Raw genomic sequence first — 24,504 nt, 5'->3', positions numbered from 1 at the left:
ATATAAGTTGCACATAGGAAACTTTCGTGTATATAGACAACTTTTTTTGGGCAAGAGGAGGAATTGACATGTTGGAACAAACTTTAATAGAAAAACCACATATAGAACAACCGCAAATGAGACAACATAAAAACTCCATTTCGGCGCAGGCCGTACTTAATGGGGAGACCAAAGGCATTAAAAGATTACTGCCTTTCTTAGGTCCAGCGTTTATCGCTGCGGTTGCTTATCTGGATCCGGGTAATTTTGCCACCAACATTACGGCAGGCTCAAAATACGGCTATCTTTTATTGTGGGTGATTGTAGCCTCGAATTTAATGGCCGTTCTTATTCAGGCGTTATCCGCCAAGCTAGGTATTGCTACAGGAAAGAACCTGCCGGAGATCGCTCATGATCGTTTTCCGAAGAGTGTTTCGATCTTCTTATGGATTCAAAGTGAACTGGTGATTATAGCTACGGATCTGGCGGAGTTTATCGGGGCGGCATTGGGGCTTTATCTATTATTTGATATTCCCATGCTGCCGGCAGCACTTATCACTGCGGTGGGTTCATTTGCTATCCTAGAGCTTCAGCGCCGGGGTTACCGTTCCCTTGAGGCAGGAATTGCTGCAATGATTCTTATAGTTGTATTAGCCTTTGCTTTTCAAGTTATTGTAGCTAAGCCGGATATGGGGGCAGTTGCTGTAGGCATGTTCACACCTAAGTTTGAAGGGGTGGATAGCATCCTTTTAGCCGCAGGAATTCTAGGCGCGACCGTGATGCCACATGCCATTTATCTACATTCATCCCTTACACAGAACCGAATTGTCGGAGTAAATGAAGCGGAGAAGAAACAGATCTTTAAACTGGAATTCATAGATATTATTATTGCAATGATTATTGCAGGGGCAGTGAATCTGGCAATGGTTATTGTCTCAGCCGCATTATTTTTCAAAAATGGTATCGTGGTTGAGGATTTGGATGTTGCGTTTCAGCAATTTAGTCATTTAGCTGGACCTGTAACGGCCATCTCCTTTGGTTTAGGACTACTCATCGCAGGACTATCGAGCTCTTCTGTAGGAACTATGGCTGGTGATGTAGTGATGCAAGGCTTCATCAACAAAAGAATTAACCTGTACTTACGCCGTGCGATTACAATTATTCCACCTTTGGCGATCATCGGCTTTGGTGTAAATCCAACGAAGGCGCTCGTGATCAGCCAGGTGATCTTGTCCTTTGGGATTGCCTTTGCACTGGTGCCACTGGTTGTGTTTACAAGCAATCGTCAGATTATGGGCGGGTTAGTGAACCGTAAGATGACAGCTGCGCTCGGCTGGGTTATCTCGGGTCTGGTTGTATCGTTAAATTTATTTTTGGTATATCAAATGTTTGTATAAGGCAGGACATCTTTATTTGGTGAGTGAAAAAAGGTATACTTGAGCATGTTTATAATTCACGCCAGAGTAAGGAGATCGACAATGTCCATGCAAGAAATATCCGGTTATAAGTCTATAGCCCTTGATATTGCACAAAGAATTGTAAGCGGGGAATTTCCCGTACAGAGTAAGCTTTCCGGGCGTTCTCTATTGGCAGGGCAATATCATGTTTCTCCCGAGACGATTCGTAAGGCTATGGGATTATTGAAGGATGAGAATATAGTGTTTGTTTCACAGGGGAAAGAGATTATTGTCATCTCTGATCAAAAGGCGTATGAGTATATTACCAGGAATAACTATCTGAAATCAGCTTATTCGTTGAAACAGGACCTAGAGCAATTGTTGCTTGAAAAAAAGAAGCTCGACGGTAAGTTCGAAAGGGTACTCACTGGAATTATCGAAGCATCAGACCGGATGAAGAATTTAAAGCCGTACCATCCGGAAGAAATCACAATCCATGAAGAATCACATGTGGTTGGCAAAACCATTGGAGCATTACAATTTTGGCAGAATACAGGTGCTACGATTATAGCGCTTCGCCGAGGTGCTAATATAACGATCTCCCCAGGTCCTCATGTCATCCTCAGAGAACATGATGTACTTGTAGCAGTTGGTGATGAGAAAATGTACCAAAGAACGGAACAATTTATCAATAAAAATTCAGAGAATCATTTATAAAAATAGATTGAAAAAGGCTATCCAGCAGGGTTTATCACTGGATAGTTTTTTTTATAATTATATTATTACAATTATTTACAAACAACTTATAGCTAGTATATAGGTTGTCAGTTTGGGAGTTGTTTGTTATAGTTTAACTTACAGAGTCGCCGGAGAGATGATCTGACGATAGTTATTAGAAGGAGGAAACCCATGCTGAAATTTGAAGGAGTAGGTAAGAAGTATGCAAATGGTTATGAAGCAGTTAAGAATATTAGTTTTGAAATCGCAGCTGGAGAAATACTAGTATTGATCGGCCCGAGCGGTTGCGGAAAGACAACAACGATGAAAATGATAAATCGTCTTGTTCCGCATACTTCAGGCCATATTTATATCCACGGCAAAGATATCACCAAGGAGAACCCCGTAACTCTCCGCAAGAACATCGGTTATGTTATACAACAAGCTGGTTTATTCCCGCATTACACCATAGAAGACAATGTAGGCCTGATTCCCGACCTAAAGGGGTGGGATGTGAATAAGAAAAAAGAACGGGTGCTCGAAATGCTCCGTCTAGTCGGACTTGATCCGGTCTTATATGCTAAACGTTATCCGAAACAATTATCAGGTGGACAGCAGCAGCGTGTAGGTGTAGCTCGTGCATTGGCAGCTGATCCCGAGATTATATTGATGGATGAACCATTTGGTGCTTTGGACCCTATTACCCGTGAGCAGCTGCAGGATGAACTGCTACGCATGCAACAAGAAGTGAAGAAGACAATAGTATTTGTAACACATGATATGGATGAAGCACTGAAGCTTGGAGATAAAATCGCTATCCTAAAAGATGGTGAAATCGTTCAACTAGATACACCGTATGAGCTACTCAGCCGGCCTGCTAATGATTTTGTAGAGTCATTTATCGGCAAAAACCGTATTTACCAAAACCCTGAGTATATCCCCGTAACAGAAGTCATGCGTGACAATCCATCTACATCCCTTCCAAGCCGCACACTGGGTAAGGCTCTTACCTTTATGCGTCAACGCAAAATGGATACCTTACTGGTTGGAAACGAAAAAGGTAAGCTGCTTGGCATCGTCTCCGCTTATGATGTTACCGCTAAAATGGAACAAAGTCTTACTATCGAAGAAATTATGACACCACCTGGGGTGGTGCTGCAGGATACAGCAACAGCAAGAGACGCATTATCATTAATTACGGAAGCTCCTTACGGCATTATTCCGATCGTAACCGCTGAGGGGAACATTGCCGGGATTGTTACAAGAGGCAGTCTTCTGACGGCGTTTGCTGCACAATGGGGAGGCGTGAAGGAGGAGGAAGTGTCTGTATGAGAGATCAATCGTTATGGCAACAACTCATCTATCAATTAGATATACGTAGAGATGATTTGATTCATTCTATGGGAGTGCATATGCAACTTGTGCTCTTGTCCATGTTATTTGCAATTATTGTTGGCATTGCGCTTGGAATTATGATTACCCGGGTTAAACCTCTGAAAGGCATTACGCTTGGCGCGGCAGGGATTCTTCAGACGATACCTAGTCTGGCGATGCTCGGATTTATGATTCCTCTATTTGGCATAGGAATGAAGACGGCGGTTGTTGCATTATTTCTGTATTCACTACTGCCAATTATCCGCAACACCTACACGGGAATTACGGATGTGGATCAGTCTATCGTGGAAGCGGCCCGGGGAATGGGGATGAAGAACTGGCAGATTCTATTCAGGGTTCAACTCCCTTTAGCTTTAAGTGTAATTATGGCGGGGATCCGCACTGCTGCAGTTATTAATGTTGGGACAGCAACCTTGGCAGCCTTTATCGGTGCTGGAGGATTGGGTGAATTTATTTTCCTCGGTATTCAACGGAACATCGAAGCTCTAACTTTGCTTGGCGCTATTCCAGCCGCGATTCTTGCACTCATACTGGATTATCTACTCGGCTTACTTGAACGGGTAACGACTCCAAAGGGATTAAAAGTATAACTAAAACTCTGGTCTCGAAAGAATATAAAAAGGGGAGATATTATATGAAAATTCCAAAATTAATGACAGGCGTTTTAACTACAGTATTAATAGGGGCGTTACTTACTGGATGTGGTAGCGTGAATAATAAAGCTGCTGCCGGTAACGGTGGAGAAATTACGATTGGCTCCAAAAACTTCACGGAGAATGTTCTACTCGCTCATATGATGGCAGATCTAATAGAAGATAAAACCGATATTAAAGTGAAGCGCCAGATGAACTTAGGCGGCTCTAATGTAGCTTGGAGTGCACTTGAGAATAATAACATCCAGCTATATCCGGATTATACCGGTACCATTGTAGCCAATTACTATCAGCAGGAGACGGGAAACTCTGAGGAGTCGTTGACAAAAACCAGAGAGCTGCTCGAAAAAGATGGATTGGCATTTCTGGATCCATTCGGCATAAATAATACCTATACTTTAGCGGTTAGTCGTGAAACGGCTGAGAAGTACAATCTAAAGACTTTTAGTGATTTGGCGAAAGTATCTGGAGAAATGGTTCTTGGCGTAGAGTTCGAGTTCTTGGATCGTGAGGACGGATACCCTGGTATCCAAAAACTTTACGGTATGGATTTCAAGCAGAGCAAAGGAATGGACCATGGTATCATGTATCGTTCGATCGACGATGGGGAAACCGATGTAACCAATGCCTATGCGACGGATGCGCAAATTAAAGTACATGATCTGGTGATTTTGCAAGATGATAAAGAGTTCTTCCCACCGTATGATGCAGGACCGATTATTCGTCAGGATACGCTAGATAAATACCCTGAATTGGAAGGCATCTTAAATCAATTGAACGGACAGATCAGTGACCAAGAAATGCAGCAGTTGAACGCAGAGGTTGATGTGGATGCGCTCAAGGAAGAGGATGTAGCTCGTAACTTCCTGATCAAGAAGGGATTAATCGAAGGCTAAATACGAAATATAAACTTAAAGCAGGCTAGGGAATTTCCTAGCCTGCTTCTTTACTGATTATTTGTACGTCTGATTAGTTTTTGAAATAGTCTGCCAATCCTTCAGCGATCGCTTTGGCTGCTTTTTTCTGATAGGAGGATTTACGGACAATAGACTCGTCTGTAGGATTGGTAAGAAATCCGAGTTCAACTAAGGTAGCTGGTATGCGATTCTCCCTAAGGATATGATAATCACCAAAGGACAACCCGTTGCTCTTTAGACCAATGCCTTGCCCAAGTCTGGTTTCAATCGCCCGAGCGAGCTTCAGATCATCCGATTCGGAGTAAAAGAAGGTTAGTGTCCCGGACACCTTTTTCGGAGAAGAATTATAATGAATGCTTACAAATGCATCTGCACGCAGAGCCTCACTCATCTGAACACGCCGAGCGAGTGTAGGCTTCTGATCCTCCCGGGTACGCGTCATTTCTACCCGTGCACCTTTAGCTACAAGGGCATCACGAACATAAATTGCAGTTTGCAGATTCAAATCCTTTTCCATGGTGTTATATGTAGTGCCAAGCATTCCCGGATCACTGCCGCCATGACCAGGATCTACGACGATTAATTTACCTCGCAAATTCCCTGTGCGTGAAATACTGCTTGTAGTGCTTGTGCTTTTTGGCGTGGTTCCAGATCGGATATATTGCGCTGCGACCCAACCGATGTCACCGCTGGCTGTTCGAATTCGTGCCCAATCGTTCTGATGAAGGAGGAGGGTAGCTGTATCCTTAGCTTTTAAAGAACCGAGCACCTTATATTGTGTGCCTGGACCGCTTCGTACGCGTAGTGAATCTGCCGTAACTGTAACCTTTGTGGTACTACTCAAGGCGCTGGTTGAGGTGGAAGAAATAGTGCTGGGTTTGGAAGCTACCGATGATCCAGAAGCGCCAGATGGCTTGGAGCTATTGTTCACCTTTTTAAGGTAATAGCCGGCTACCCAGCCAGAGGTGTTCCCCGTCTTAACCTTTAACCACCCGTGCTGTTCATCGGTCACAGTTACTTTTGCTCCGTTCTTAATAGATCCTACAACAGTTGCATTCTTTGCCGGCTCATTGCGTACATTTAAAGAGTTCGCGTATACCTGAGCGGTATAACTAACGGCTGCCGTTTTAGCTTCAGCAGGCTGTGACGCTGTTATACCCATAAGGCTTGCTGCAAGCCATGTGACACCTATCATTTTTTTCATAGTATCCTCGCTTTTTCAAAGTAGTCGTAATTTTTTACCCATTTTACGAGGTTTAGAATAATATTTTTTGAGATATTTATGAGAACTTGGCCTCTTTTCCGGTGGTCTAAAGACTTGTATAATTATTACATATCGGGAAGGATGAAGGAGCACTGCCGTGACTAAACCAAAGCTATTCATTGGATCTTCCAGGGAATCCATACGTTATGCAAGAGCGATTCATGAGCAGCTGAAGAGGGATGCTGAAGTACATCCTTGGTATGCCAATGCCTTTCGAGCGAATGAATACACGATGGAGGCATTGGAGAGAAATTTGGATGAGAGTGATTTTGCCGTATTTGTGTTCTCGCCAGATGATGTTGCCAAAATACGCGGTAAATTTTATTATGTGACTCGTGATAATACGGGGTTTGAAATGGGATTGTTTTGGGCCAGATTACGGCGTAACCGCGTCTTTTGCTTAGTGCCGGATCAGGTGACTGCCCGCGATGATTTAATCCCTGGACAGAATGTTGAAGAATATCATCTGTTGTCCGATTTGTCGGGAATTACAGCTTTAGAGTATGAGATGCACCATGATAATCCTACGGCTGCTGTGGATGTGAGCTGTGGTAAGATTATTGATAGTGTCCAGGGGTTTGGGAAATTCCGTGACCCGGTGAAAGATTTAGAGCAGCTAAAGATGGAATTAAGGCGCAAAGAAAGTATCCTTCATTTTTTTTGGCAATATAATAGTAATGTGACCATCTCTGAGGATGGAGAGAAGTATCACGCACTCAGTGAGGCGATCCGCAATTCTTTCTTACCTCCGAAGCATTGTCGTGTGATCGGTGCTGCGATCTGGCAGGCTCAAGAGAAAGAACAGCTTGTTCAGGTGGGAGGGAATGTCGGACGTGGGCACTCCTATTCCTTGACTGTAACGAAAGGGAATGAGAAGCAGCCTAGTGTGGTAGATGCATTTTTATCGAGCAAATGGACTTTTTTTCAACGCACGGAAGTTGCGGAGGTATATATCCTATGCTATCCTCTAGGTAAGAAGTATGTTCTTTCCGTACACTTTTCAGGGAGTGATGGATTATCTGCGGATGATCTTAAGGCGGTAGTTGCGAATAATCAGGATTTATTCCGTACCATCAATCATTTAGTAGGGGAGGATTCAGCATGAAGCGAATAAAGGGTATTAACAACTTATCGGGTGCTGTTCTCCGCTCTGCAAGTGGTGGAAGCAGGAGTGCAGAAGATAATAAGAATACCACAAGCAAAACAGGGTCGAGCCATTCCGCTCAGCAACCAGCTTCAGCTCAAATTTATACTGCGCCTTCTTTAGATGGTGGAGACGATGAATATAAGAAGCTTATTAGCGGGAAGGTAGACAACAATAAACCATCCTTTGCGTAAAGAGCATAAGTGCTGTCTCGAAAGTAGTGAATCTACTTAGGGGGCAGCTTTTTTTTGCGTAAATGTAAGGATCGATTAATGAAGAGAATATTTGCACAAAAAGCAGCGCATTTGCAGGCTTTCTCTAGTTTAGCGATAGGTATGGATAAATAGAGGAAATAATATTTCCATTGTGGGATGTGATGTGAGACGAGGACTAATGAAAGATTTTTTTAGAGTAATTAGGGAAAAACTCCCTGAAAATAGTTGGTAATTACCCTAAATGAACGGAATCAGGGAATTCCTCCCTAAAAATAAGAGCAATATCTATATTTAACACCGAATCAGGTCAATTATAGGGAGATATTCCCTAATTGTTAGTTTAATGAGCAGAAACCTTCGATTATTAGGGAGATATTCCCTAATTCCTAAGATGAGCTTCCGTTTCAATTCTTCAGCCTTGTTTTTTGAGTAGGATCAACTCAGCCGTTGTGAGGGCGCTCTACATAACGTGTTGCAGCAAGTCATAGTGCAACCAAGCCACAAACAATGTTGCAGCAGCACATAGAAGCGCTTCTCCATTAACAGGAGAAGCGCTACTGTGCTTACTGAGACAGCCTCCAGCTCTATCGGCTATTCTTCTTGGCAATCTCGCGTCGTACAACAGGGGCGACCTCAGTTGCCAATAGTTCAATAGCTTTGGCTACCTTGGCGTAAGGAAGGCCGCCGATGTCGAGCTGAGTCATAAAGCGGCTATGGCCGAACAGCTCATGCTGATAGAGGATTTTTTCAATAATTTGCTGCGGGCTGCCCACAGCCATTGTGTTATCAGCAGATACATATCGTCCAAAGTCGTCACGAGAGACGTTGTATTCTTGTCCAGGTTTTGGGCTGATGGAATTACGATAGCTATAGTAGTACGGGTAATATTCATCGAGTGCCTGCTGTGAGGTTTCAGCAATGTAGCCGTGGCTAGTAATCGCAATCTTTAAAGCTTCAGGTGCATGCCCCGCCTGAATTCCAGCGCGTCGATAAGTGGCGGCAAGCTCTTGAAAAGGTTCTGGACTACCGCTAAGAATGGCGATGGCCATTCCAGTTCCGAGTGCTCCAGCTTTCTCCGCGCTTTCAGGAGAACCACCTACACCAATCCATATAGGAAGGCTTTGCTGAAGAGGGCGTGGTGCAATCTCAGAATCCTTCAAGGATGAGCGGAAGGAACCCTCCCAATTCATAATTTCATGCTTATTCAGCTCCAAGAGCAGATTAATGTTCTCGGCGAATAGCTTATGATAGTCTTCAAGTTCATATCCAAAGAGCGGAAAAGATTCCACAAAAGCACCACGTCCGGCAATAATCTCTGCGCGGCCATTTGACAGTAAATCAAGTGTGGCGAAATCCTCGAACACGCGCACAGGATCAATGGTGCTTAATACAGTAGTGGCGCTCGTCAGCTTGATTCTACGGGTAACCTGAGAGATGGCTGCCAGAACGACTGGAACCGAAGAAATTGCAAAATCAAGTCGGTGATGTTCACCTACACCAAATACATCAAGCCCTGCTTCATCTGCCAGCTTGGCCGCAGCTATCACTTCGTCGAGTCGTTGTTTCGGGCTGATCTTATTACCGGTATGACAATCCGCTACAATGTCTCCTAAAGTGTAGATACCGAATTCAAAATCGGATGCTGATGCTGTGGTTACCTCGTTACTCATGTTAACAAACCCCTTGTTATTCATATATTTGTTGGATCTTGTTCGTTTTATGAAAGAATGTGATTATTATAACACAATTACTTACAAAATGTAAGTTTATGAGTAAATGTTTTGATTTCTTCTTTTGTTAATGGCGAAATGAGGAATAATAATCCATGTTTTTACATTCGCATCTTCATTAGTATTATATTTGATTTTGAGAATCTATCCTAATGAGGGGAATCACGTACACACAGCTTTTTTGAAATGGGGAAATGAGGTACATATGAGGAGGAGTTGGGCCGTGAGAGGAACATTATTGAAATCATGTCTTCGTGCTACAGTTATTGGTTTAGGAGTATTGTTTATGGTAAATCCTGTACAAGCTGCTGCGGTTGATTCACATACCTCGTATATAGGCTCAAATTTTGATGACTATTATGCAAACCTGCCTGCTGCAAAGGTTGAGTGGTCAACCACTATGGATTTACCAACTTTAGGAGATATATCGACAGACTACCTCATGGGTAAGGGCGTTGTTGCAGCCGGCACAGGTAAAGCTTTTATCCTACAAAAGGGCCAGCTTTTAGCCATTAACGCCCAGACGGGAAAAGTAATGTGGAAATACGGCTCCAAATTAAAGGCTCCGATACTTTATCAAGATGGCGTGGCCTATGTGACTTCAGAAGCGGGCACGATCTACGCAGTCAACGCGGCTACTGGAAAAAATAAATGGAGTTCATCAGCAAACAGTAAAGGCATCAGCCAATTAGTTATTGATAAAGATCAGCTTTTTGCCGCCAATGGGGATATTCATGCCTTCAATCTAAAGGATGGAAAATTGCAGTGGCGTGATAATTTCGGTGAAAAGCTGTATGAACCGTTCATGGTTGAGGGAAACCTGATATTAGCTCAAAACTCAGAATCCGGAGCGTATACGTATGACATTCTACATGCCTTTGATCGAAATACGGGTAAAGAACTTTGGAATAACAGAGATTATTATTTTCCGATTACTGAGATTAACGGAACGCTTATCACACAACGAAAGGCTACCTTATTCGATGCTCTTCCTCTTACTACACTCGATAGTTTGGATGTTAAGACAGGTAAAGTAGTGAAGACAGTCGTTTATAACCCTGCTAATATAGACCCAAATGATCCCGAGGCACCAAAGGGGGGCAGTGCCTGGAGCGATGGTGACAGGATTTTTATAACAGGACAAAAAGGAGTCTACAGCTACCCAGTCAATGCTGACCCTTCTACCGTAATACGCGATAATTATTCCTACGAATCCATTGGAGATAAGCTGTCCTACGCGGCGGGTCCCTATGATGGAAGAATCCTCTTCAGCAACGGACAAAGCATTTATGGTGTTAAAATGGCGAATAAGTCAGCGGTTCAGTATAGTGGAATCAGCAATCCGATTGCCCGCTTCGATCTACTGGGACATGGTATGTATGTCGCCCAGACCGACGGCAAATTAATCGCAATAGATTTGATTTCCGCAAAACCGATGGTGCAGCTCAAAACTTCGGATAGAGTATTTGGACCAACCCTGCTGGAAAGCGGTATGATCATTGTGCAGAGCAAAGGGAAGTTAACTGCTTTTAAGGAGCCGCAGGCTCTCAAGATGAAATAGTAGAACATCTAAGCGGCTCGCCGAAGAATTTCGGTGGGGTCGTTTTTTTTATGGAATATCCACAATTCCAGTGTGAAAAAAACAAATCTATTTTATGATAAATAGGTTATATAATGAGTAGGTTATACATTAACGAAATTAAAGAGAAGGACCGGGGGATAACATGGAACAGCAAGCGATTTGGGCAATAGGTATTTTTCTACTGATTTATGGACTGATTATTTCCGAAAAAATTCACCGTACAATCTTAGCGATGTTAGGCGCTATTGTTATGGTAGCGATGGGCATTGTGGATCAGGAGACGGCACTGCATCATATTGATTTTAATACCCTTGGACTACTTGTGGGGATGATGATGATTGTAGGGATTACTGCAGAGACAGGACTCTTTAAATATGCGGCTGTGAAATCAGCTAAGTTAGCAAAAGGAAAGCCGAGACGGATACTGATTGCCTTGTTTGTTATTACTGCACTCGCTTCAGCTTTCTTGGACAATGTGACAACAGTACTGCTAATGGTACCCGTTACCTTCAGTATTACAAGGCAATTGCGCATAAATCCGCTGCCTTTTTTGATGTCACAAATTATCGCATCAAATGTCGGTGGAACAGCAACATTGATTGGAGATCCGCCGAATATTATGATTGGCAGTGCTGTGAAAGAGCTAACGTTTATGTCTTTTATCAACAATCTGGCACCCGTGATTATCATCATTATGTTGGCGTATATCCCGCTCCTATTACTGATGTTTGGGAAGCAAATTAAATCCACACCAGAATTGCAGCAGAGTATCATGGACATGGATGAGAAAGCAATGATTACGGATCATAAGCTGCTGCGAAAATGCCTGGTTGTACTCGGAATTACGATTACCGGGTTCTTTTTACATCAGGCATTACATTTGGAGTCCGCTACAGTTGCTTTAGCGGGGGCTTTTTTATTGCTCTTATTAACTGGAGGAGAACACATGCTGGAAAAAGCTTTTCACAGCGTGGAATGGATTACGATCTTCTTTTTTATCGGACTGTTTGTGTTGGTATCAGGACTCGTCGAAACAGGTGTCATCGCGGAGCTGGCTGCCAAAGCAATTGATTTAACGGGTGGGGATGTGCTCATGAGCTCGATGATGATCTTATGGGTCAGTGCAATAGCTTCTGCGTTTCTTGATAACATTCCTTTTGTAGCAACGATGATTCCTTTAATACAGGAGATGGGGCAGATGGGGATCACCAATCTGGAGCCCCTCTGGTGGAGTCTAGCCTTGGGTGCCTGCTTGGGTGGCAATGGTACATTGATCGGTGCCAGTGCTAATCTGATTGTTGCGGGTCTAGCTGGAAAAGAGGGCTATCCGATTACATTTATGAAGTATTTGAAGGTGGGTTTCCCTTTAATGCTGCTGTCCATTGTGATCTCAAGTGTATATTTATATTTAAGATATCTGATGTGAACAAGTGTGTCTGAAAAAGTTTTATTGTTGACAGCTTTTCAAATGGATGATATTTTAAATATTATAATTCCAATTGATTTACTTTGAATAATAATTACCGACTGTTCCTACAGAGGTATTGCGAATGTAAAAGCGCAATACCTCTGTTTTTTTGTATACAGAATTGAAGGAGGGGTCACGATGGGAGAAGCGTTGCTGTCGATTTCAAATCTAAATAAACGTTTTGAGTCTGCCGGAGGGCATGTTCAGGCACTGTATAATGTTGATCTCCATGTGCAAGAGGGAGAATTCATTACGGTCATCGGGCCCAGTGGCTGCGGAAAAAGCACGCTGCTGCGCATCGTGGCCGGTTTGGACAGTGGATATACGGGGAGTGTTACCTTAGGAGGGACGGAAATTGGAGGTCCCGGCATCGATAAGGGGTTTATTTTTCAAGAGCATCGTCTATTTCCTTGGCTCACCGTAGAGAAGAATATTGCTTCCGATTTGACGCTAGGCAACAAGGAAATTAGACGCAAGGTCGATGAGTTGATTGATCTCGTCAAGCTAAATGGGTTTGAGAAATCCTATCCCCGGGAGTTATCGGGAGGGATGGCCCAACGGGTAGCGATAGCCCGTGCGCTGCTGCGAAATCCAAAAATTCTGTTGCTGGATGAACCGTTTGGTGCACTGGATGCATTCACTAGAGCGCATATGCAGACGGTCTTGCTGGACATTTGGAGGGCCAACAAAACAACCATGATTTTTGTAACGCATGATATTGATGAGGCTGTATTTCTAGGTAATCGGGTAGTGATTCTAGAACCTCGTCCAGGGAAAATACGTAAGATTGTACCGGTAGATTTACCGTATCCACGTAAAAAAACAACGTCTTCCTTTCAAGAGCTACGCCTGAAGGTATTGAATTATTTTGAAAAAGTCGATGAGCTTGAGCTTATTGATGGGGCAGGAATATAGAATTCACAAATTTAAGTAGCTTAATGACTATAAAGATGTCGACCATACCGATGGAGACTTTCGAAATGAACTAACATTCGAGGGTCTCTTTTTGTTATTTAAAGTGAAGGTAAAGCTTAAAAAAGGTGGGTGCAGAGTATGACAAATCGGGCGTTGGCCGTAAGAACTTCCGGACGCCCCGGAAAGGTAACAACTTTGGGACTGGGTCTCCTGCTGCCGGGCAGTGTACTGATTCTGTGGCAGACTCTTGGACACTACGGAATGATCTCAGATATGTTGTTCCCGACGCCGTATACCATTGCTGAATCTTTTGTAGCCTTGGCCGCTTCAGGAGATTTATGGCCAAACTTTAGGATCAGCTTGGTCAGAGCCCTTTCCGGATTCCTACTCGGTGGTGGACTTGGTCTGCTATTAGGCATTCTCGTAGGTCTGTTCCGCAGATCAGAGAAATTGCTAGATCCATCCCTGCAAATGATTCGTATGATCCCGAGTCTGGCGGTAGTCCCGCTGTTCATCTTATGGTTCGGGATCGGTGAGGAGTCGAAGGTGTTACTGATTGCTAAGGGGGCATTTTTCCCACTGTATATTAATACGTTCATGGGCATCCGCGGCGTGGATAACAAGCTGTTCGAAGTATCTCGAGTGCTTGGATTTAGCCCTATAAAGCAAATTGCAAGATTAGTACTTCCAGCGGCGCTGCCGAATATTATTCTCGGAGTGCGCCTTTCCTTGGGGCTCTCTTGGTTAGGTCTGGTAGTCGCAGAGCTGATTGCTTCCACTTCAGGCATTGGGTATATGATGTCGGACGCGCGTCAATTCGCGGATACACCTGTGGTGTTCGTGGGAATTATTATTTTTGCCATTGCAGGACTGGTGAGTGATTCTCTTGTTCGCTACATTGAACGACGGCTGCTGAGATGGCAGGACAACTATCGCGGATAAACAGAAAACGCGCATGAAACGAAAGGGGGATACACCATGAGCGATGGAGTAGAAGCTATTTTGAAAAATACTACAAGAGCAAGAGAATCGCTAGATAGCAGTGATATTGCTCCTTTATCGACTAAGAAATTGGAGAAATCGGCGGTATCTATAGCATGGAAATCTCTACTGTCAGATTGGGGAACGGGCGCTATCATTCCGGTGGTGACGCTCATTCTTTGGCAGCTGGCAGGAAGCACCGGAATGATCTCTGCGCAGTTTCTGCCGACTCCATTGTCGATCGCCAGAGCTTTTACAGACCTATTGGTGACTGGAGAGTTAACTCATCACCTAGGTGTCAGTATGGGGAGGGCGGGAATTGGATTTCTTATCGGAGGCGTTCTAGGCCTTTTATTTGGAGTACTGACTGGCTTGTTTCGCAGTGTGGAGTATGTGCTCGATCCCAGTGTACAGGTACTTAGGCTTGTTCCTCATCTAGCTATAGCACCGCTGATCATTTTATGGTTCGGCTTTGGGGAAATGTCCAAAATAGTGATCATTCTGACAGGGTCATTCTTTCCGCTCTATATTAATACCTTTATGGGCATACGCAATGTGGACAATAAGCTATTCGAGGTATCTCGGGTGTTAGGTTTTAGCCCTTATCAAAAGCTGCGCAGGCTGATTTTGCCAGCAGCATTGCCCGGAATTTTGTTAGGATTACGGCTGTCTTTGGCTGTAGCATGGATCGGTCTTGTTGTAGCTGAACTCATTGGATCACAGTCAGGGATCGGATTCCTGATCAATGAGGCGAAGCAGAATTCCAATACAGAGGTTGTGTTTGTAGGCATTATTATATTCGCTATCGTCGGTAAGCTGATCGATTCATTGTTCCGAATCATTGAACGTAAGTTCCTGTTCTGGCGCGATAGTTACGAAGGGTAAATCATTTGAGGAGGTCTTGAGCTATGCGTGGATCGATACAAAAAGGATCCGTACATTTGATGGCGGATGTGCTCGTGATCGGCGGAGGCCCAGCAGGAACATGGGCAGCCCTTACGGCTTCAGCGAAGGGGGCAAAGGTTGTCCTCGCAGATAAAGGTTACTGCGGTTCGAGCGGTGCAACGGCCCCCTCAGGAACAGGGGTCTGGTATGTGAAGCCGGATGAAAAGCTCCGGGAGGAAGCTAAAGCAAGTCGATATCTATTGGGCGGTCAGCTGGCTGAATCCCGCTGGATGGACCGAGTGCTAGACCGTACCTATGCCAATATGAACAAGCTGGGCGTTTCAGGATATCCATTCCCTGTAGATGAGCAGGGTAACCAGTATCGTAAAAGTCTTCAGGGACCGGAATATATGAAATTAATGCGTAAGCTGGTGAAAAAGGCGGGCGTTAAAATTTTAGATCATAGCCCAGCCATGGAGCTCCTTGCGGATGAGCATGGCGTAGCTGGAGCGGCTGGAGTCCATACCCAGAGTGGTGATACCTGGACGGTTCAAGCAGGGGCAGTCGTTATTGCTACTGGGGGTTGTGCCTTCCTAAGTAAGGCGCTTGGTTGCAACGTGCTTACTGGTGATGGCTATCTATTTGCAGCTGAGGCTGGGGCGAACTTGTCCGGCATGGAATTCTCTAATGCCTACGCGATCTGCCCTACGTTCTCCTCTGTAACCAAGACAGCATATTACAACTATGCCAGCTTTTATTATGAGGATGGAAGCATTGTGGAAGGGGCGGGTTCCAAGAAAGGGCGTTCAGTAATCGCTCGGAATTTGCTAGCAGGCAATCAGGTATACGCCAAGTTGGATGGAGCACCAGAAGATTTAAGACCTCTTCTGCGGGTGGCGCAGACGAACTTTTTTCTACCCTTTGATCGACAAGGGATCGATCCTTTCAAGGATGCTTTTCCGGTTACGCTTCGTCTCGAAGGAACGGTTCGTGGGACGGGTGGTATTCATATCACAGACGAAAGCTGTGGCACAGGTGTTCCCGGACTTTATGCGGCAGGAGATGCAGCTACTCGTGAGCTAATTTGCGGGGGATTTACTGGTGGTGGCAGCCATAATGCGGCTTGGGCTATGTCATCCGGCAGTTTTGCAGGAGAAGGGGCTGCTATCTATGCGCAGAGCCTTGGCTCGAATGCAGCGTACCGTAATCCAGTCGGCTTATCATCTTCTCCACTGGTTCATCAAGAAGTGAAGCCTGGAGTATCAGCTCATACGTCAGAGGTTGTGTCTGCTGTGCAGGCTGAAGTGAAGCCGTATGACATTAATTTATTCCGTACGGACAAAGGGCTGACCTCTTCATTAGGCCGTCTGAATGAATTGTGGAAAGAACAGCGTAGCCGTGAGATTCAGCGTACCCCTGAAGGGGTTAAAGCGCGTGAAGCAGAAGCCATGACTGCAACTGCCCGTTGGATGTACAATTCCGCGCTTGCCCGTACGGAGACGAGGGGCATGCATAAGCGTGAAGATTTTAAGGGAACGGATCAAGAACAGCATCATCGCTTAATTAGCGGTGGATTGGATCAGGTTTGGGTGAAGACAGAAGCCGTGGCCAAGGAGGGGGTTCTATCGTGATTGAGGTGATCAGCGCTGCCAGATGTGTAGAGTGCAACCAATGTGTATCGGTCTGCCCGACCAATGTCTTCGAACGGGTAGAGGATGGCATTCCTGTTATTGCCCGGCAGAGCGATTGCCAGACTTGCTTTATGTGTGAGCTGTATTGTCCTGTGGATGCTCTCTACGTTGCGCCAGATTCAGAGAAAGTGATTGGGGTGACAGAGGCAGGGCTAGAGGAGCAGGGATTACTTGGTGGTTATCGTGAAAAGGTAGGCTGGGGCAAAGGCAGACAACCGGTAGCAAGTCATGACTTTATGTACCAATTGGCGTCGAGGGCAGGGTTCTGACCTTGATTAAGATTAAGATAAATAACATAAATCTAGGGGGAGAAAGAAATGAAACCAGCGTACAGAGAGATTCAAGGGAAACGTTCTAAAAGGATACGATTTGCACTTTTAACTACGATTATGATGGTTATGCTGGTACTTCAGGCTTGCGGAAATAACGCTGGAGGTAATGGAGCATCTGCATCCGGCGGCTCTAGTACAGAGAAATCTGGAGGCAAATCCGAAAGTAACGTTTCAGCGGTACTGAACTTTGGTTTTATAGGCTCTAATAAGTTGAATGTGCCAGGTGGCGCGGAGGGCTGGGGATTTTATAAAGGGATCATTCAAGAAGAGCTGAAGAAATATGGCATTACTGAAGTGAAGCTTACGGGCTTTCCAAACGGTCCCGATCAGACAGAATCCTTAATTAGTGGTCGATTAGATATCGGCAGCCTTGGGGATACACCTGCTATTATTGCTTATGCTTCTGGTGCCAAGACACGTCTGATTTCACAATCCTCAGCCAACACTATCGGTTATCTAATCGGTAAGAAAGATGGACCAAAGACGGTGAAAGATCTGCAAGGGAAGACTATTGCCATTCAAAAAGGCTCTTTTATGCACCGTTATGTCGTTGGATTACTTCAGGAGGAAGGCGTAACTGACTACAAACTCGTGCATATGCTCATTCCGGATGCTACCGCAGCTTTAGCCCGTGGAGATGTAGAGGCTACAACGAATCTTGGTGTTCCTGCGCTGAAGTTAATTGACCAAGGCTACACTCATTTAGATGATGCCTCGAAGCATCCGAATCTGCTTGGCACCAGTGCAACTGTTGTGTCTGAGGACTATCTGGCGAAATTCCCTGATTTTCCGAAGGTGTGGAACGAGGCTCGTGAGAAAGCTTTAGCAGATCTTAAGCAGCATGAGGATGAGTATTATCAATTTCTGGCTGAAATCGGAGATACAACGCCAGAGCTGGCGAAGCAAGTAAATCCAATCAGTGATATCAAAGATACCGCGTTTACTAACGAAGGAACCAAGCTACTAGAGGGTACCAAGAACTTCCTTGTCGAAGAAAAACTAGCGAAAAAAGACTTTAATATTAGCGATTGGCAGCTGAAATAACTATGGCTGGAAAGCGAAAACTGAATTTGAAGCTGTCTAGAATAACATGTACTAGCGAGTTTTTGGGGAGGAAGTCAAATGTCGCAGCTTAAGAATGAACTGACAGTGGATGTCCTCGTGCTTGGCGGAGGTCCTGCAGGAGCTTGGGCGGCATGGAGTGCAGCGTCACAAGGTGCAAAGGTAGTCCTTGCAGATAAGGGCTACTTGGGCACAAGCGGCGCAACTGCGCCTGGAGGGACGACGCTGCTCGTTATCCCTCCAATTGCTGAGCTGCGGGAGCAGGCGGTACAATCCAGGCTAAAATCCGGTGGATATTTGTCGGAGAATGCTTGGATTCACCGTGTGCTGGATCAGGTAGAACAGAATCTGGCTTTAATCGAGCAGTGGGGTTATCCTTTTCCAAAAGATGAGGCAGGAAACTCATTGCGCACACATCTGCACGGACCAGAATACATGCGGATTATGCGAAGAGTTGTCCGCAAAGCGGGGGTCACGATCCTCGATCAGTCGCCAGCGCTGGAACTTCTTCATGATGAACATGGGGTTGGCGGGGCTCGCGGGATCAATCGTTTGACAGGAGAGACCTGGGAAGTGAAGGCTAACGCCGTTGTGATGGCAACCGGAGGCTGTGCTTTTCTCAGCAAAGGTCTTGGCTGCAATGTTCTGACAGGCGAAGGGCTGCTGATGTCCGCTGAAGTGGGAGCCGATTTGTCAGGTATGGAATTCAGCCGCCAATACGCGCCGAGCTTTGCAGACGGAACCGTAACACGTGGACGTATGCTGGCCTGGGCCACCCTTTATGACGCGGACGGTCATCCGCTGCATAAAGGGGATCGGACTTTTGGCAGCATTCCTGAAATGCTGCTCAAGGGGCCGGTTTATGCTTCGCTTGATCTGGCAGATACAGCGGAGAAACAGGATTTTCTGCGAAAAGCGCATCCGATTTTCTTTATGCCGCTGGAGCGGTCGGGAATTGATGCGTTTAAGCAGAAATTCCCGCTCACCCTGCGCTATGAGGGCACGATGCGCGGCACTGGGGGTCTGCGCCTTACGGGCACGGACTGCCGGACGACCGTGCCCGGACTTTATGCGGCCGGAGATGCCGCATCACGCGAGAAAGTGACCGGCGCCATCTCCGGCGGCGGGGCTTATAACGCTTCCTGGGCCATATGCAGCGGAAGCTGGGCAGGCCAGGGAGCCGCGCAGCATGCGCGGTCCAGCCGAGGGCAGGCGAACAGCCGCAACCTCACCGCAGCGGGACGCTACGGTCTGGCGGCTGGCGCCAACACCTCGGACACGCTGGAGGTGAAGCCGCTAGTCGCGGCGATCCAGCGTGAAATCTTGCCGCTGCAGATCAATTATTTCCGTAGCGAGCCGGGCATTTCTTCAGCCTTGAAGCGGCTGAATGCCTTGATGCCCTTCTTGAACGGGCGGGTTCCCTCCACCGTACAGGGCATCGTGCAATCGCGTGAAGCCGCGGCAATGCTCGCGGTCGGCAGGTGGATGTACACCGCCGCGCTCGCCCGCAAGGAGACGCGCGGCCTGCAAAAGCTCGCGGAATATCCAGCGCTTGATCCGCGTCAAACCTACCGGCTAATTGTATCCGGTATAGAGCAAATAAGCATCAGTACCGAGGCTGTGCCCCATGCTCATGAACTGAATCCACTAAAGGAGGGGCAAGCGATATGATCGAACTAATTAGCTTGGAACGCTGTGTGGGCTGCAAACTGTGTACGAAGGTTTGCCCAACGAACGTATTCGAGATGAAGGGGAAGATTCCGGTCATTGCGCGTCAGGAAGATTGCCAGACTTGTTTCATGTGTGAAGCTTATTGTCCTGTAGATGCACTTTATGTAGCGCCGCAGGCAGATCGGTTGATCGGTGTAAATGAGGAGGCGTTAATTCGGACGGGAGTGCTAGGAAGCTGGAGGGCTGAGATCGGCTGGGGGCCAGAGGCTAACGGCTCGATGGCTGAAAGGGATACCACCCCTTATTTTGAAGTGTTTACGGAGCAGTACCGTACGTGAAAGTGCTAGTGTACAAAAACTAAAAAAGCCACCCGAAAGGGGGGGCTTTTTTATACGTTAAAATCTATAGCAGTGCTTCAATAGCTGGCTCAATATCCAACGGGTCTACTGTAGATTCGAATCTAATGATAACATTGCCTTCGCGATCAATCAGGAATTTAGTGAAATTCCATTTGATTTCATCATTGTTCAATGCTTCCGGATCTTTGCTCTCAAGCATGCTTTGAAGCAGCTTTCCTGAAGAATGGTTCATGTCGAAACCTTCAAATCCAGCCTGCTCAGTAAGGTGAGTGAAGAGGGGATGTTTATTTTCGCCCTTTACTTCAACCTTCTCAAAGAGAGGGAACGTAACGCCGTAATTGATTTGGCAAAATACATTCACTTCTTCATTGCTGCCAGGTTCCTGCTCCCCAAATTGATTGGATGGGAATCCGAGAATTTGGAAGCCGCGATCTTCGTATCTCTCATAGAGCTTTTGCAGGTCGGAATATTGGTGGGTAAATCCGCACTTACTTGCTGTATTCACAATCAGAAGGACTTTACCTTTGTATTGCTCTAGTTCGATATCTTTTCCCCGAATACTGCGTGCTGTATATGGATAAATGCTCATGCTGTTACATCCCTTCAGTTGTGTATTCAAAACGTTAAAGCTGTCAGTGAATAAGAAAAGGAAATATTTTCAATGATTTAATTGTAAACAATCAAAATATCGCTGTCAACATCATACATAGAAAGGGATAGGAACCTTTAAGGCATTGCTATCATAGTATGCATATGGGTTATTTCATCTTCAAAGCCTATTTAAACAAGTTGTTATAGGAAAAACTTTACTTCAAATGATTTTAATGCATTAAAGCTACTCAGCGTTACATTATTATCTTGCGTCGGCAACATTTTTTGATTAAGATAGCAGAAACCAGCGCAAAAGACGCGCTGACATAATCAAAGACTATGACGAAGAGAGTAAGCATTATAGCGGATCTTAACAGGGAAGGCGTGCCGGAGACTGAGAGCACCCTCATGAGACGATGAATGCCGAAGTTCACTTCCGAGTCGGCCCCTGAAGTAATTGTCACAGGTCGTGACAGGTATGAGTAGGGAGGCCCGCGCTCCGCGTTACCGGGTGAAAGACAGAGTTAATCTTTAGTCCAGGGAATCGGATTGTCTATTCCTTTGTGCTAGTATTCAGGTTAATTCTAAATAAGGGTGGTACCACGGCTCCTCGTCCCTTGCGACGGGGGGCCTTTTTGCGTTTCAAATTATAAATAACAAGAGGGAGTGGAAGGGTAATGAGTAACGTGGAATTGGATGTGCTTAGAGGTCGTCTGGATGAAATCAATGGTCAATTGCTGGAGCTGATCTCCGAGCGGGCTAAGATTGTGCAGGAGATTGGAGTAGTTAAAGAAAAGCAAGGTGTGCCTAAATTTGATCCAGAACGTGAAAAGAAAATGCTCGATCAGCTCGTAGCGAGCAATCAAGGACCTTTCACTAACGGGACCATCCGCAGCCTCTTCAAACAAATTTTTTCAGCATCTCTGGACTTACAATCCGATGAACATAAAAAAACTTTGCTAGTCGCACGTAAGAGTCACAAAGAAGACACAGTAATTGTTCTGCCGGGAGATGTGACCGTTGGCGGTTCTTCTTCCCTGATGGTAGCCGGTCCTTGCTCTGTGGAGAGCGAACTACAGACCCGCACCGTAGCTGCAGCCCTGCAAAAAGCTGGCGTACGTGTAATGCGTGGAGGTGCCTTCAAGCCGCGGACTTCCCCTTATGACTTCCAAGGTCTAGGCATGGATGGCCTAAGAATACTACGTGAAGCAGCAAATGATTATGGCCTGCTGACCATCAGTGAGATTGTAGATCCAAGACATATTGAAGAGTCCTTGGACTATGTAGATATCATCCAGATCGGTGCACGGAACATGCATAATTTCGAGCTGCTAAAAGCGGTCGGAGAAGTTAATAAGCCAGTGCTGTTGAAACGCGGATTGGCTGCCACGCTCGATGAATTCATCCATGCAGCGGAATACATTATGTCTCGTGGCAACACACAAATTATGTTGATTGAACGCGGAATTCGTACGTATGAAAAAGCGACCCGCAACACGCTCGATATCTCAGCGGTGCCTATTCTCAAGCAGGAGTGCCATTTACCAGTATTGGTCGATGTTACTCACTCCACAGGACGCAAAGATATTCTTATCCCATGTGCGAAAGCCGCACTCGCAGCCGGAGCCGATGGTATTATGGTCGAGGTGCATCCTGATCCTGCAACCGCGTTGTCCGATGCCGCGCAGCAGCTGAATATTGATGAGTTCAACACCTTCTTTAATGAAGTGAAAGCTTCCGGACTATACCGGTAATCTAGAAATATAGAATTTAAATGATATTTCAAGGATTGGCTAGAAAATGAGGTGAATAAGCGCTTACAAGTCTATCTAATCTTTTTGTGAAGGTGAAGGCGGGTCGAGTACAATAAGGAACATAAGCGTTGCACCGGCCCCGGGTCTTTTTGAAAAAGGCCCTTATACCTTATTAGTCACAGGAGGAAATTAGATTTTGAAGCAGCTTACCTTAAATAATGGGTGGTTTTCTAACACTCGGACCGATATTTTATCGGGGATGACCGTAGCCGTTGCACTCATTCCTGAAGCGATTGCCTTTTCGATCCTGGCAGGAGTAAGTCCGATGGTTGGTTTATATGCCTCTTTCTGTATTGCAATTGTAACCGCACTTGCCGGGGGCAGACCCGGAATGATCTCGGCAGCTACGGGGGCTATGGCTCTATTAGTCGGAAGTCTTGTACTAGAACACGGAATTGAGTATCTGTTCGCGGCAACGGTATTGGCTGGTGTGTTTCAGATATTGATGGGGATGCTAAAGCTGGGGCGATTTATTACGTTTTTGCCACAGCCGGTCATGACGGGTTTTGTTAACGCGCTGGCGATACTGATTTTCATGGCGCAGCTTACCCATTTTAAGGGACAAGGTTGGGTAATGTACGGCCTGGTAGCTCTGACCTTACTTATTATCTACACGGTTCCTCGGTTTACCAAAGCCGTACCTTCAGCACTTGTAGCGATTGTTATCGTTTCTGTTCTTAGTATCGCTCTTCATCTGGACGTAAGAACCGTAGGCGATATGGGGAATATTACAGCAACTTTGCCCCTATTCCATCTCCCTGAGATCCCGTTCACGCTGGATACGCTGCTTATTATTTTGCCATATTCACTCTCACTGGCCGTAGTTGGGCTATTGGAATCCCTGATGACTGCCACCTTAATAGACGATATTACGGGCACAGGTAGTGATAAGAACAGAGAGGCGAAGGGACAGGGGCTGGCGAATGTAGTCACTGGTTTTTTCGGAGGGATGGCAGGCTGTGCGATGATTGGCCAGTCGATGGTTAACATGAAGTCAGGAGGACGCACGCGTCTGTCCACGTTTGTGTCAGGGATCTTTTTATTGTTTCTAATTATTGTACTTGGCGATGTGGTGAAGCAGATCCCGATGGGCGCTCTCGTCGGCGTAATGATAATGGTCTGTATCAGCACCTTTGAATGGGGCTCACTCAAAACTTTAACGCGTGTCCCGCTAAGCGATGCACTCGTTATGATTGTAACGGTGGTTACTGTGGTGGCTACGGACAACCTTTCTATTGGAGTTTTGTTTGGGGTTCTGTTAAGTGCTTTAACGTTTGCTTGGAAAATAGCTTCGATCCGCCTAACGGTTCAGGAAGCAACCTCTTCCAAAACATATGCGGTGTCCGGCCAGCTGTTCTTCGGCACGACAAGCCACTTCATTCATGAATTCGCCTACGATAGCGATCCGGATCATATTATTATCGATTTTTCACACTCCCATGTGTGGGACCAATCTGCAGTTCATGCCATAGCGAAGACAATGAGCAAATATGCTGAGCATGGCAAAAAAGTCACCATTACCGGACTTAATGATCAGAGCTCACAGCTGGTTCAGCGGGTGGGGTTATCTATACAGTAGGACATACAAGAAAATAACGGATACCCTGATAAAAGATTGCGCTATATGCGTGATCTTTTTTTATAGCAGATATTAACGGTAAGAGAAGACGAGCAAGGTTTTACTTTTGGTACAATCTAATATAAAATATAAAGTGGATAATGTTTATCCGCTTTATACGCGG

The 24,504-nt window shown here is 45.6% G+C and carries 22 protein-coding genes; 19 read left to right on the top strand and 3 right to left on the bottom strand.

Going from position 1 to position 24,504, the window contains the following annotated elements; all coding sequences use genetic code 11:
* The first annotated feature begins 116 nt into the window (after positions 1-116).
* From MHB64_RS27120 to MHB64_RS27100, 5 genes are all read left to right on the top strand, one after another.
* A complete protein-coding gene (locus MHB64_RS27120; protein WP_094871093.1) occupies positions 117-1,376 on the top strand; it encodes an Nramp family divalent metal transporter in 1,260 nt (419 codons plus the stop codon).
* 81 nt (positions 1,377-1,457) lie between these two features.
* Complete coding sequence (locus MHB64_RS27115; protein WP_280787943.1) at positions 1,458-2,093, top strand: TrkA C-terminal domain-containing protein; 636 nt, start codon at positions 1,458-1,460, stop codon at positions 2,091-2,093.
* Positions 2,094-2,285: 192 nt separating this feature from the next.
* Positions 2,286-3,425, top strand: coding sequence for an ABC transporter ATP-binding protein (locus MHB64_RS27110; RefSeq protein ID WP_094871044.1), 1,140 nt, complete (start codon positions 2,286-2,288; stop codon positions 3,423-3,425).
* Positions 3,422-4,078, top strand: a complete 657-nt coding sequence (locus MHB64_RS27105) for an ABC transporter permease (protein ID WP_094871042.1) — start codon at positions 3,422-3,424, stop codon at positions 4,076-4,078. The genes MHB64_RS27110 and MHB64_RS27105 overlap by 4 nt, the downstream gene beginning before the upstream one ends.
* Positions 4,079-4,122: 44 nt before the next feature.
* Entirely contained in the window at positions 4,123-5,037 is a 915-nt protein-coding gene (locus MHB64_RS27100) for a glycine betaine ABC transporter substrate-binding protein (protein ID WP_341135774.1), read from the top strand.
* A gap of 73 nt (positions 5,038-5,110) precedes the next feature.
* Here MHB64_RS27100 and MHB64_RS27095 read toward each other — a convergent pair whose 3' ends face one another.
* Positions 5,111-6,262 (bottom strand): N-acetylmuramoyl-L-alanine amidase, encoded by a 1,152-nt coding sequence (locus MHB64_RS27095; protein WP_094876910.1) that lies wholly within the window; start codon positions 6,260-6,262, stop codon positions 5,111-5,113.
* A 157-nt stretch (positions 6,263-6,419) separates the two neighbouring features.
* On the opposite strand from MHB64_RS27095, the gene MHB64_RS27090 reads away from it, so the two are divergent.
* On the top strand, positions 6,420-7,427 hold the full coding sequence (locus tag MHB64_RS27090; RefSeq protein ID WP_042191948.1) for a TIR domain-containing protein: 1,008 nt from the start codon (positions 6,420-6,422) through the stop codon (positions 7,425-7,427).
* Positions 7,424-7,660 carry a hypothetical protein gene (locus tag MHB64_RS27085; protein WP_076285512.1) on the top strand — a complete coding sequence of 79 codons (237 nt, stop codon included), beginning with the start codon at positions 7,424-7,426 and terminating at the stop codon, positions 7,658-7,660. The genes MHB64_RS27090 and MHB64_RS27085 overlap by 4 nt, the downstream gene beginning before the upstream one ends.
* Positions 7,661-8,265: 605 nt before the next feature.
* Here the strand turns inward: MHB64_RS27085 and MHB64_RS27080 are convergent.
* Positions 8,266-9,351: an LLM class flavin-dependent oxidoreductase gene (locus MHB64_RS27080; RefSeq protein WP_341135773.1), complete on the bottom strand. Its 1,086-nt coding sequence runs from the start codon at positions 9,349-9,351 to the stop codon at positions 8,266-8,268.
* 283 nt (positions 9,352-9,634) lie between these two features.
* Between MHB64_RS27080 and MHB64_RS27075 the strand changes: the two genes are divergently transcribed.
* The 10 genes from MHB64_RS27075 to MHB64_RS27030 all read left to right on the top strand — a co-directional run bounded on the left by MHB64_RS27075 (position 9,635) and on the right by MHB64_RS27030 (position 20,336).
* Positions 9,635-10,972, top strand: a complete 1,338-nt coding sequence (locus MHB64_RS27075; RefSeq protein WP_341135772.1) for a PQQ-binding-like beta-propeller repeat protein — start codon at positions 9,635-9,637, stop codon at positions 10,970-10,972.
* Positions 10,973-11,135: 163 nt separating this feature from the next.
* A complete protein-coding gene (locus tag MHB64_RS27070) occupies positions 11,136-12,419 on the top strand; it encodes an ArsB/NhaD family transporter (protein WP_094871030.1) in 1,284 nt (427 codons plus the stop codon).
* 180 nt (positions 12,420-12,599) lie between these two features.
* Positions 12,600-13,376 carry an ABC transporter ATP-binding protein gene (locus MHB64_RS27065; protein WP_094871028.1) on the top strand — a complete coding sequence of 259 codons (777 nt, stop codon included), beginning with the start codon at positions 12,600-12,602 and terminating at the stop codon, positions 13,374-13,376.
* 138 nt (positions 13,377-13,514) lie between these two features.
* Positions 13,515-14,318 (top strand): ABC transporter permease, encoded by an 804-nt coding sequence (locus tag MHB64_RS27060; protein ID WP_341135771.1) that lies wholly within the window; start codon positions 13,515-13,517, stop codon positions 14,316-14,318.
* Positions 14,319-14,354: 36 nt separating this feature from the next.
* Entirely contained in the window at positions 14,355-15,242 is an 888-nt protein-coding gene (locus MHB64_RS27055; RefSeq protein WP_341135770.1) for an ABC transporter permease, read from the top strand.
* Between the two features lie 23 nt (positions 15,243-15,265).
* Positions 15,266-16,873, top strand: coding sequence for an FAD-binding protein (locus MHB64_RS27050; protein ID WP_341135769.1), 1,608 nt, complete (start codon positions 15,266-15,268; stop codon positions 16,871-16,873).
* Positions 16,870-17,202 (top strand): 4Fe-4S dicluster domain-containing protein, encoded by a 333-nt coding sequence (locus tag MHB64_RS27045; protein ID WP_094871020.1) that lies wholly within the window; start codon positions 16,870-16,872, stop codon positions 17,200-17,202. Before MHB64_RS27050 ends, MHB64_RS27045 begins: the two co-directional genes overlap by 4 nt.
* Positions 17,203-17,250: 48 nt before the next feature.
* Positions 17,251-18,309, top strand: coding sequence for an ABC transporter substrate-binding protein (locus MHB64_RS27040; protein WP_341135768.1), 1,059 nt, complete (start codon positions 17,251-17,253; stop codon positions 18,307-18,309).
* A 78-nt stretch (positions 18,310-18,387) separates the two neighbouring features.
* Positions 18,388-19,998: an FAD-binding protein gene (locus tag MHB64_RS27035; protein WP_341135767.1), complete on the top strand. Its 1,611-nt coding sequence runs from the start codon at positions 18,388-18,390 to the stop codon at positions 19,996-19,998.
* A complete protein-coding gene (locus tag MHB64_RS27030; RefSeq protein ID WP_280787932.1) occupies positions 19,995-20,336 on the top strand; it encodes a 4Fe-4S binding protein in 342 nt (113 codons plus the stop codon). The genes MHB64_RS27035 and MHB64_RS27030 overlap by 4 nt, the downstream gene beginning before the upstream one ends.
* 64 nt (positions 20,337-20,400) lie before the next feature.
* Here MHB64_RS27030 and MHB64_RS27025 read toward each other — a convergent pair whose 3' ends face one another.
* Positions 20,401-20,946: a glutathione peroxidase gene (locus MHB64_RS27025; protein ID WP_341135766.1), complete on the bottom strand. Its 546-nt coding sequence runs from the start codon at positions 20,944-20,946 to the stop codon at positions 20,401-20,403.
* A 679-nt stretch (positions 20,947-21,625) separates the two neighbouring features.
* Here MHB64_RS27025 and MHB64_RS27020 point away from each other — a divergent pair.
* Together MHB64_RS27020 and MHB64_RS27015 are read left to right on the top strand one after the other, a co-directional pair.
* Positions 21,626-22,702, top strand: coding sequence for a bifunctional 3-deoxy-7-phosphoheptulonate synthase/chorismate mutase (locus MHB64_RS27020; RefSeq protein ID WP_094871014.1), 1,077 nt, complete (start codon positions 21,626-21,628; stop codon positions 22,700-22,702).
* A gap of 193 nt (positions 22,703-22,895) precedes the next feature.
* Positions 22,896-24,341, top strand: a complete 1,446-nt coding sequence (locus MHB64_RS27015; RefSeq protein WP_094871012.1) for a SulP family inorganic anion transporter — start codon at positions 22,896-22,898, stop codon at positions 24,339-24,341.
* Positions 24,342-24,504 lie beyond the last annotated feature (163 nt).

The organism is Paenibacillus sp. FSL K6-2859 (assembly GCF_038008265.1).
Classification (GTDB): Bacteria; Bacillota; Bacilli; order Paenibacillales; family Paenibacillaceae; genus Paenibacillus_AQ; species Paenibacillus_AQ nitricinens.
Note: the sequence above shows the minus strand (reverse complement) of the source record. Positions and strands in the feature narration are given on the sequence as shown.

Coding starts and splice junctions, on each gene's coding strand:
- MHB64_RS27120 (WP_094871093.1), top strand. CDS start 117: ATGAGACAACATAAAAACTCCATTTCGGCGCAGGCCGTACTTAATGGG.
- MHB64_RS27115 (WP_280787943.1), top strand. CDS start 1,458: ATGTCCATGCAAGAAATATCCGGTTATAAGTCTATAGCCCTTGATATT.
- MHB64_RS27110 (WP_094871044.1), top strand. CDS start 2,286: ATGCTGAAATTTGAAGGAGTAGGTAAGAAGTATGCAAATGGTTATGAA.
- MHB64_RS27105 (WP_094871042.1), top strand. CDS start 3,422: ATGAGAGATCAATCGTTATGGCAACAACTCATCTATCAATTAGATATA.
- MHB64_RS27100 (WP_341135774.1), top strand. CDS start 4,123: ATGAAAATTCCAAAATTAATGACAGGCGTTTTAACTACAGTATTAATA.
- MHB64_RS27095 (WP_094876910.1), bottom strand. CDS start 6,262: ATGAAAAAAATGATAGGTGTCACATGGCTTGCAGCAAGCCTTATGGGT.
- MHB64_RS27085 (WP_076285512.1), top strand. CDS start 7,424: ATGAAGCGAATAAAGGGTATTAACAACTTATCGGGTGCTGTTCTCCGC.
- MHB64_RS27080 (WP_341135773.1), bottom strand. CDS start 9,351: ATGAGTAACGAGGTAACCACAGCATCAGCATCCGATTTTGAATTCGGT.
- MHB64_RS27070 (WP_094871030.1), top strand. CDS start 11,136: ATGGAACAGCAAGCGATTTGGGCAATAGGTATTTTTCTACTGATTTAT.
- MHB64_RS27065 (WP_094871028.1), top strand. CDS start 12,600: ATGGGAGAAGCGTTGCTGTCGATTTCAAATCTAAATAAACGTTTTGAG.
- MHB64_RS27060 (WP_341135771.1), top strand. CDS start 13,515: ATGACAAATCGGGCGTTGGCCGTAAGAACTTCCGGACGCCCCGGAAAG.
- MHB64_RS27055 (WP_341135770.1), top strand. CDS start 14,355: ATGAGCGATGGAGTAGAAGCTATTTTGAAAAATACTACAAGAGCAAGA.
- MHB64_RS27050 (WP_341135769.1), top strand. CDS start 15,266: ATGCGTGGATCGATACAAAAAGGATCCGTACATTTGATGGCGGATGTG.
- MHB64_RS27040 (WP_341135768.1), top strand. CDS start 17,251: ATGAAACCAGCGTACAGAGAGATTCAAGGGAAACGTTCTAAAAGGATA.
- MHB64_RS27035 (WP_341135767.1), top strand. CDS start 18,388: ATGTCGCAGCTTAAGAATGAACTGACAGTGGATGTCCTCGTGCTTGGC.
- MHB64_RS27030 (WP_280787932.1), top strand. CDS start 19,995: ATGATCGAACTAATTAGCTTGGAACGCTGTGTGGGCTGCAAACTGTGT.
- MHB64_RS27025 (WP_341135766.1), bottom strand. CDS start 20,946: ATGAGCATTTATCCATATACAGCACGCAGTATTCGGGGAAAAGATATC.
- MHB64_RS27020 (WP_094871014.1), top strand. CDS start 21,626: ATGAGTAACGTGGAATTGGATGTGCTTAGAGGTCGTCTGGATGAAATC.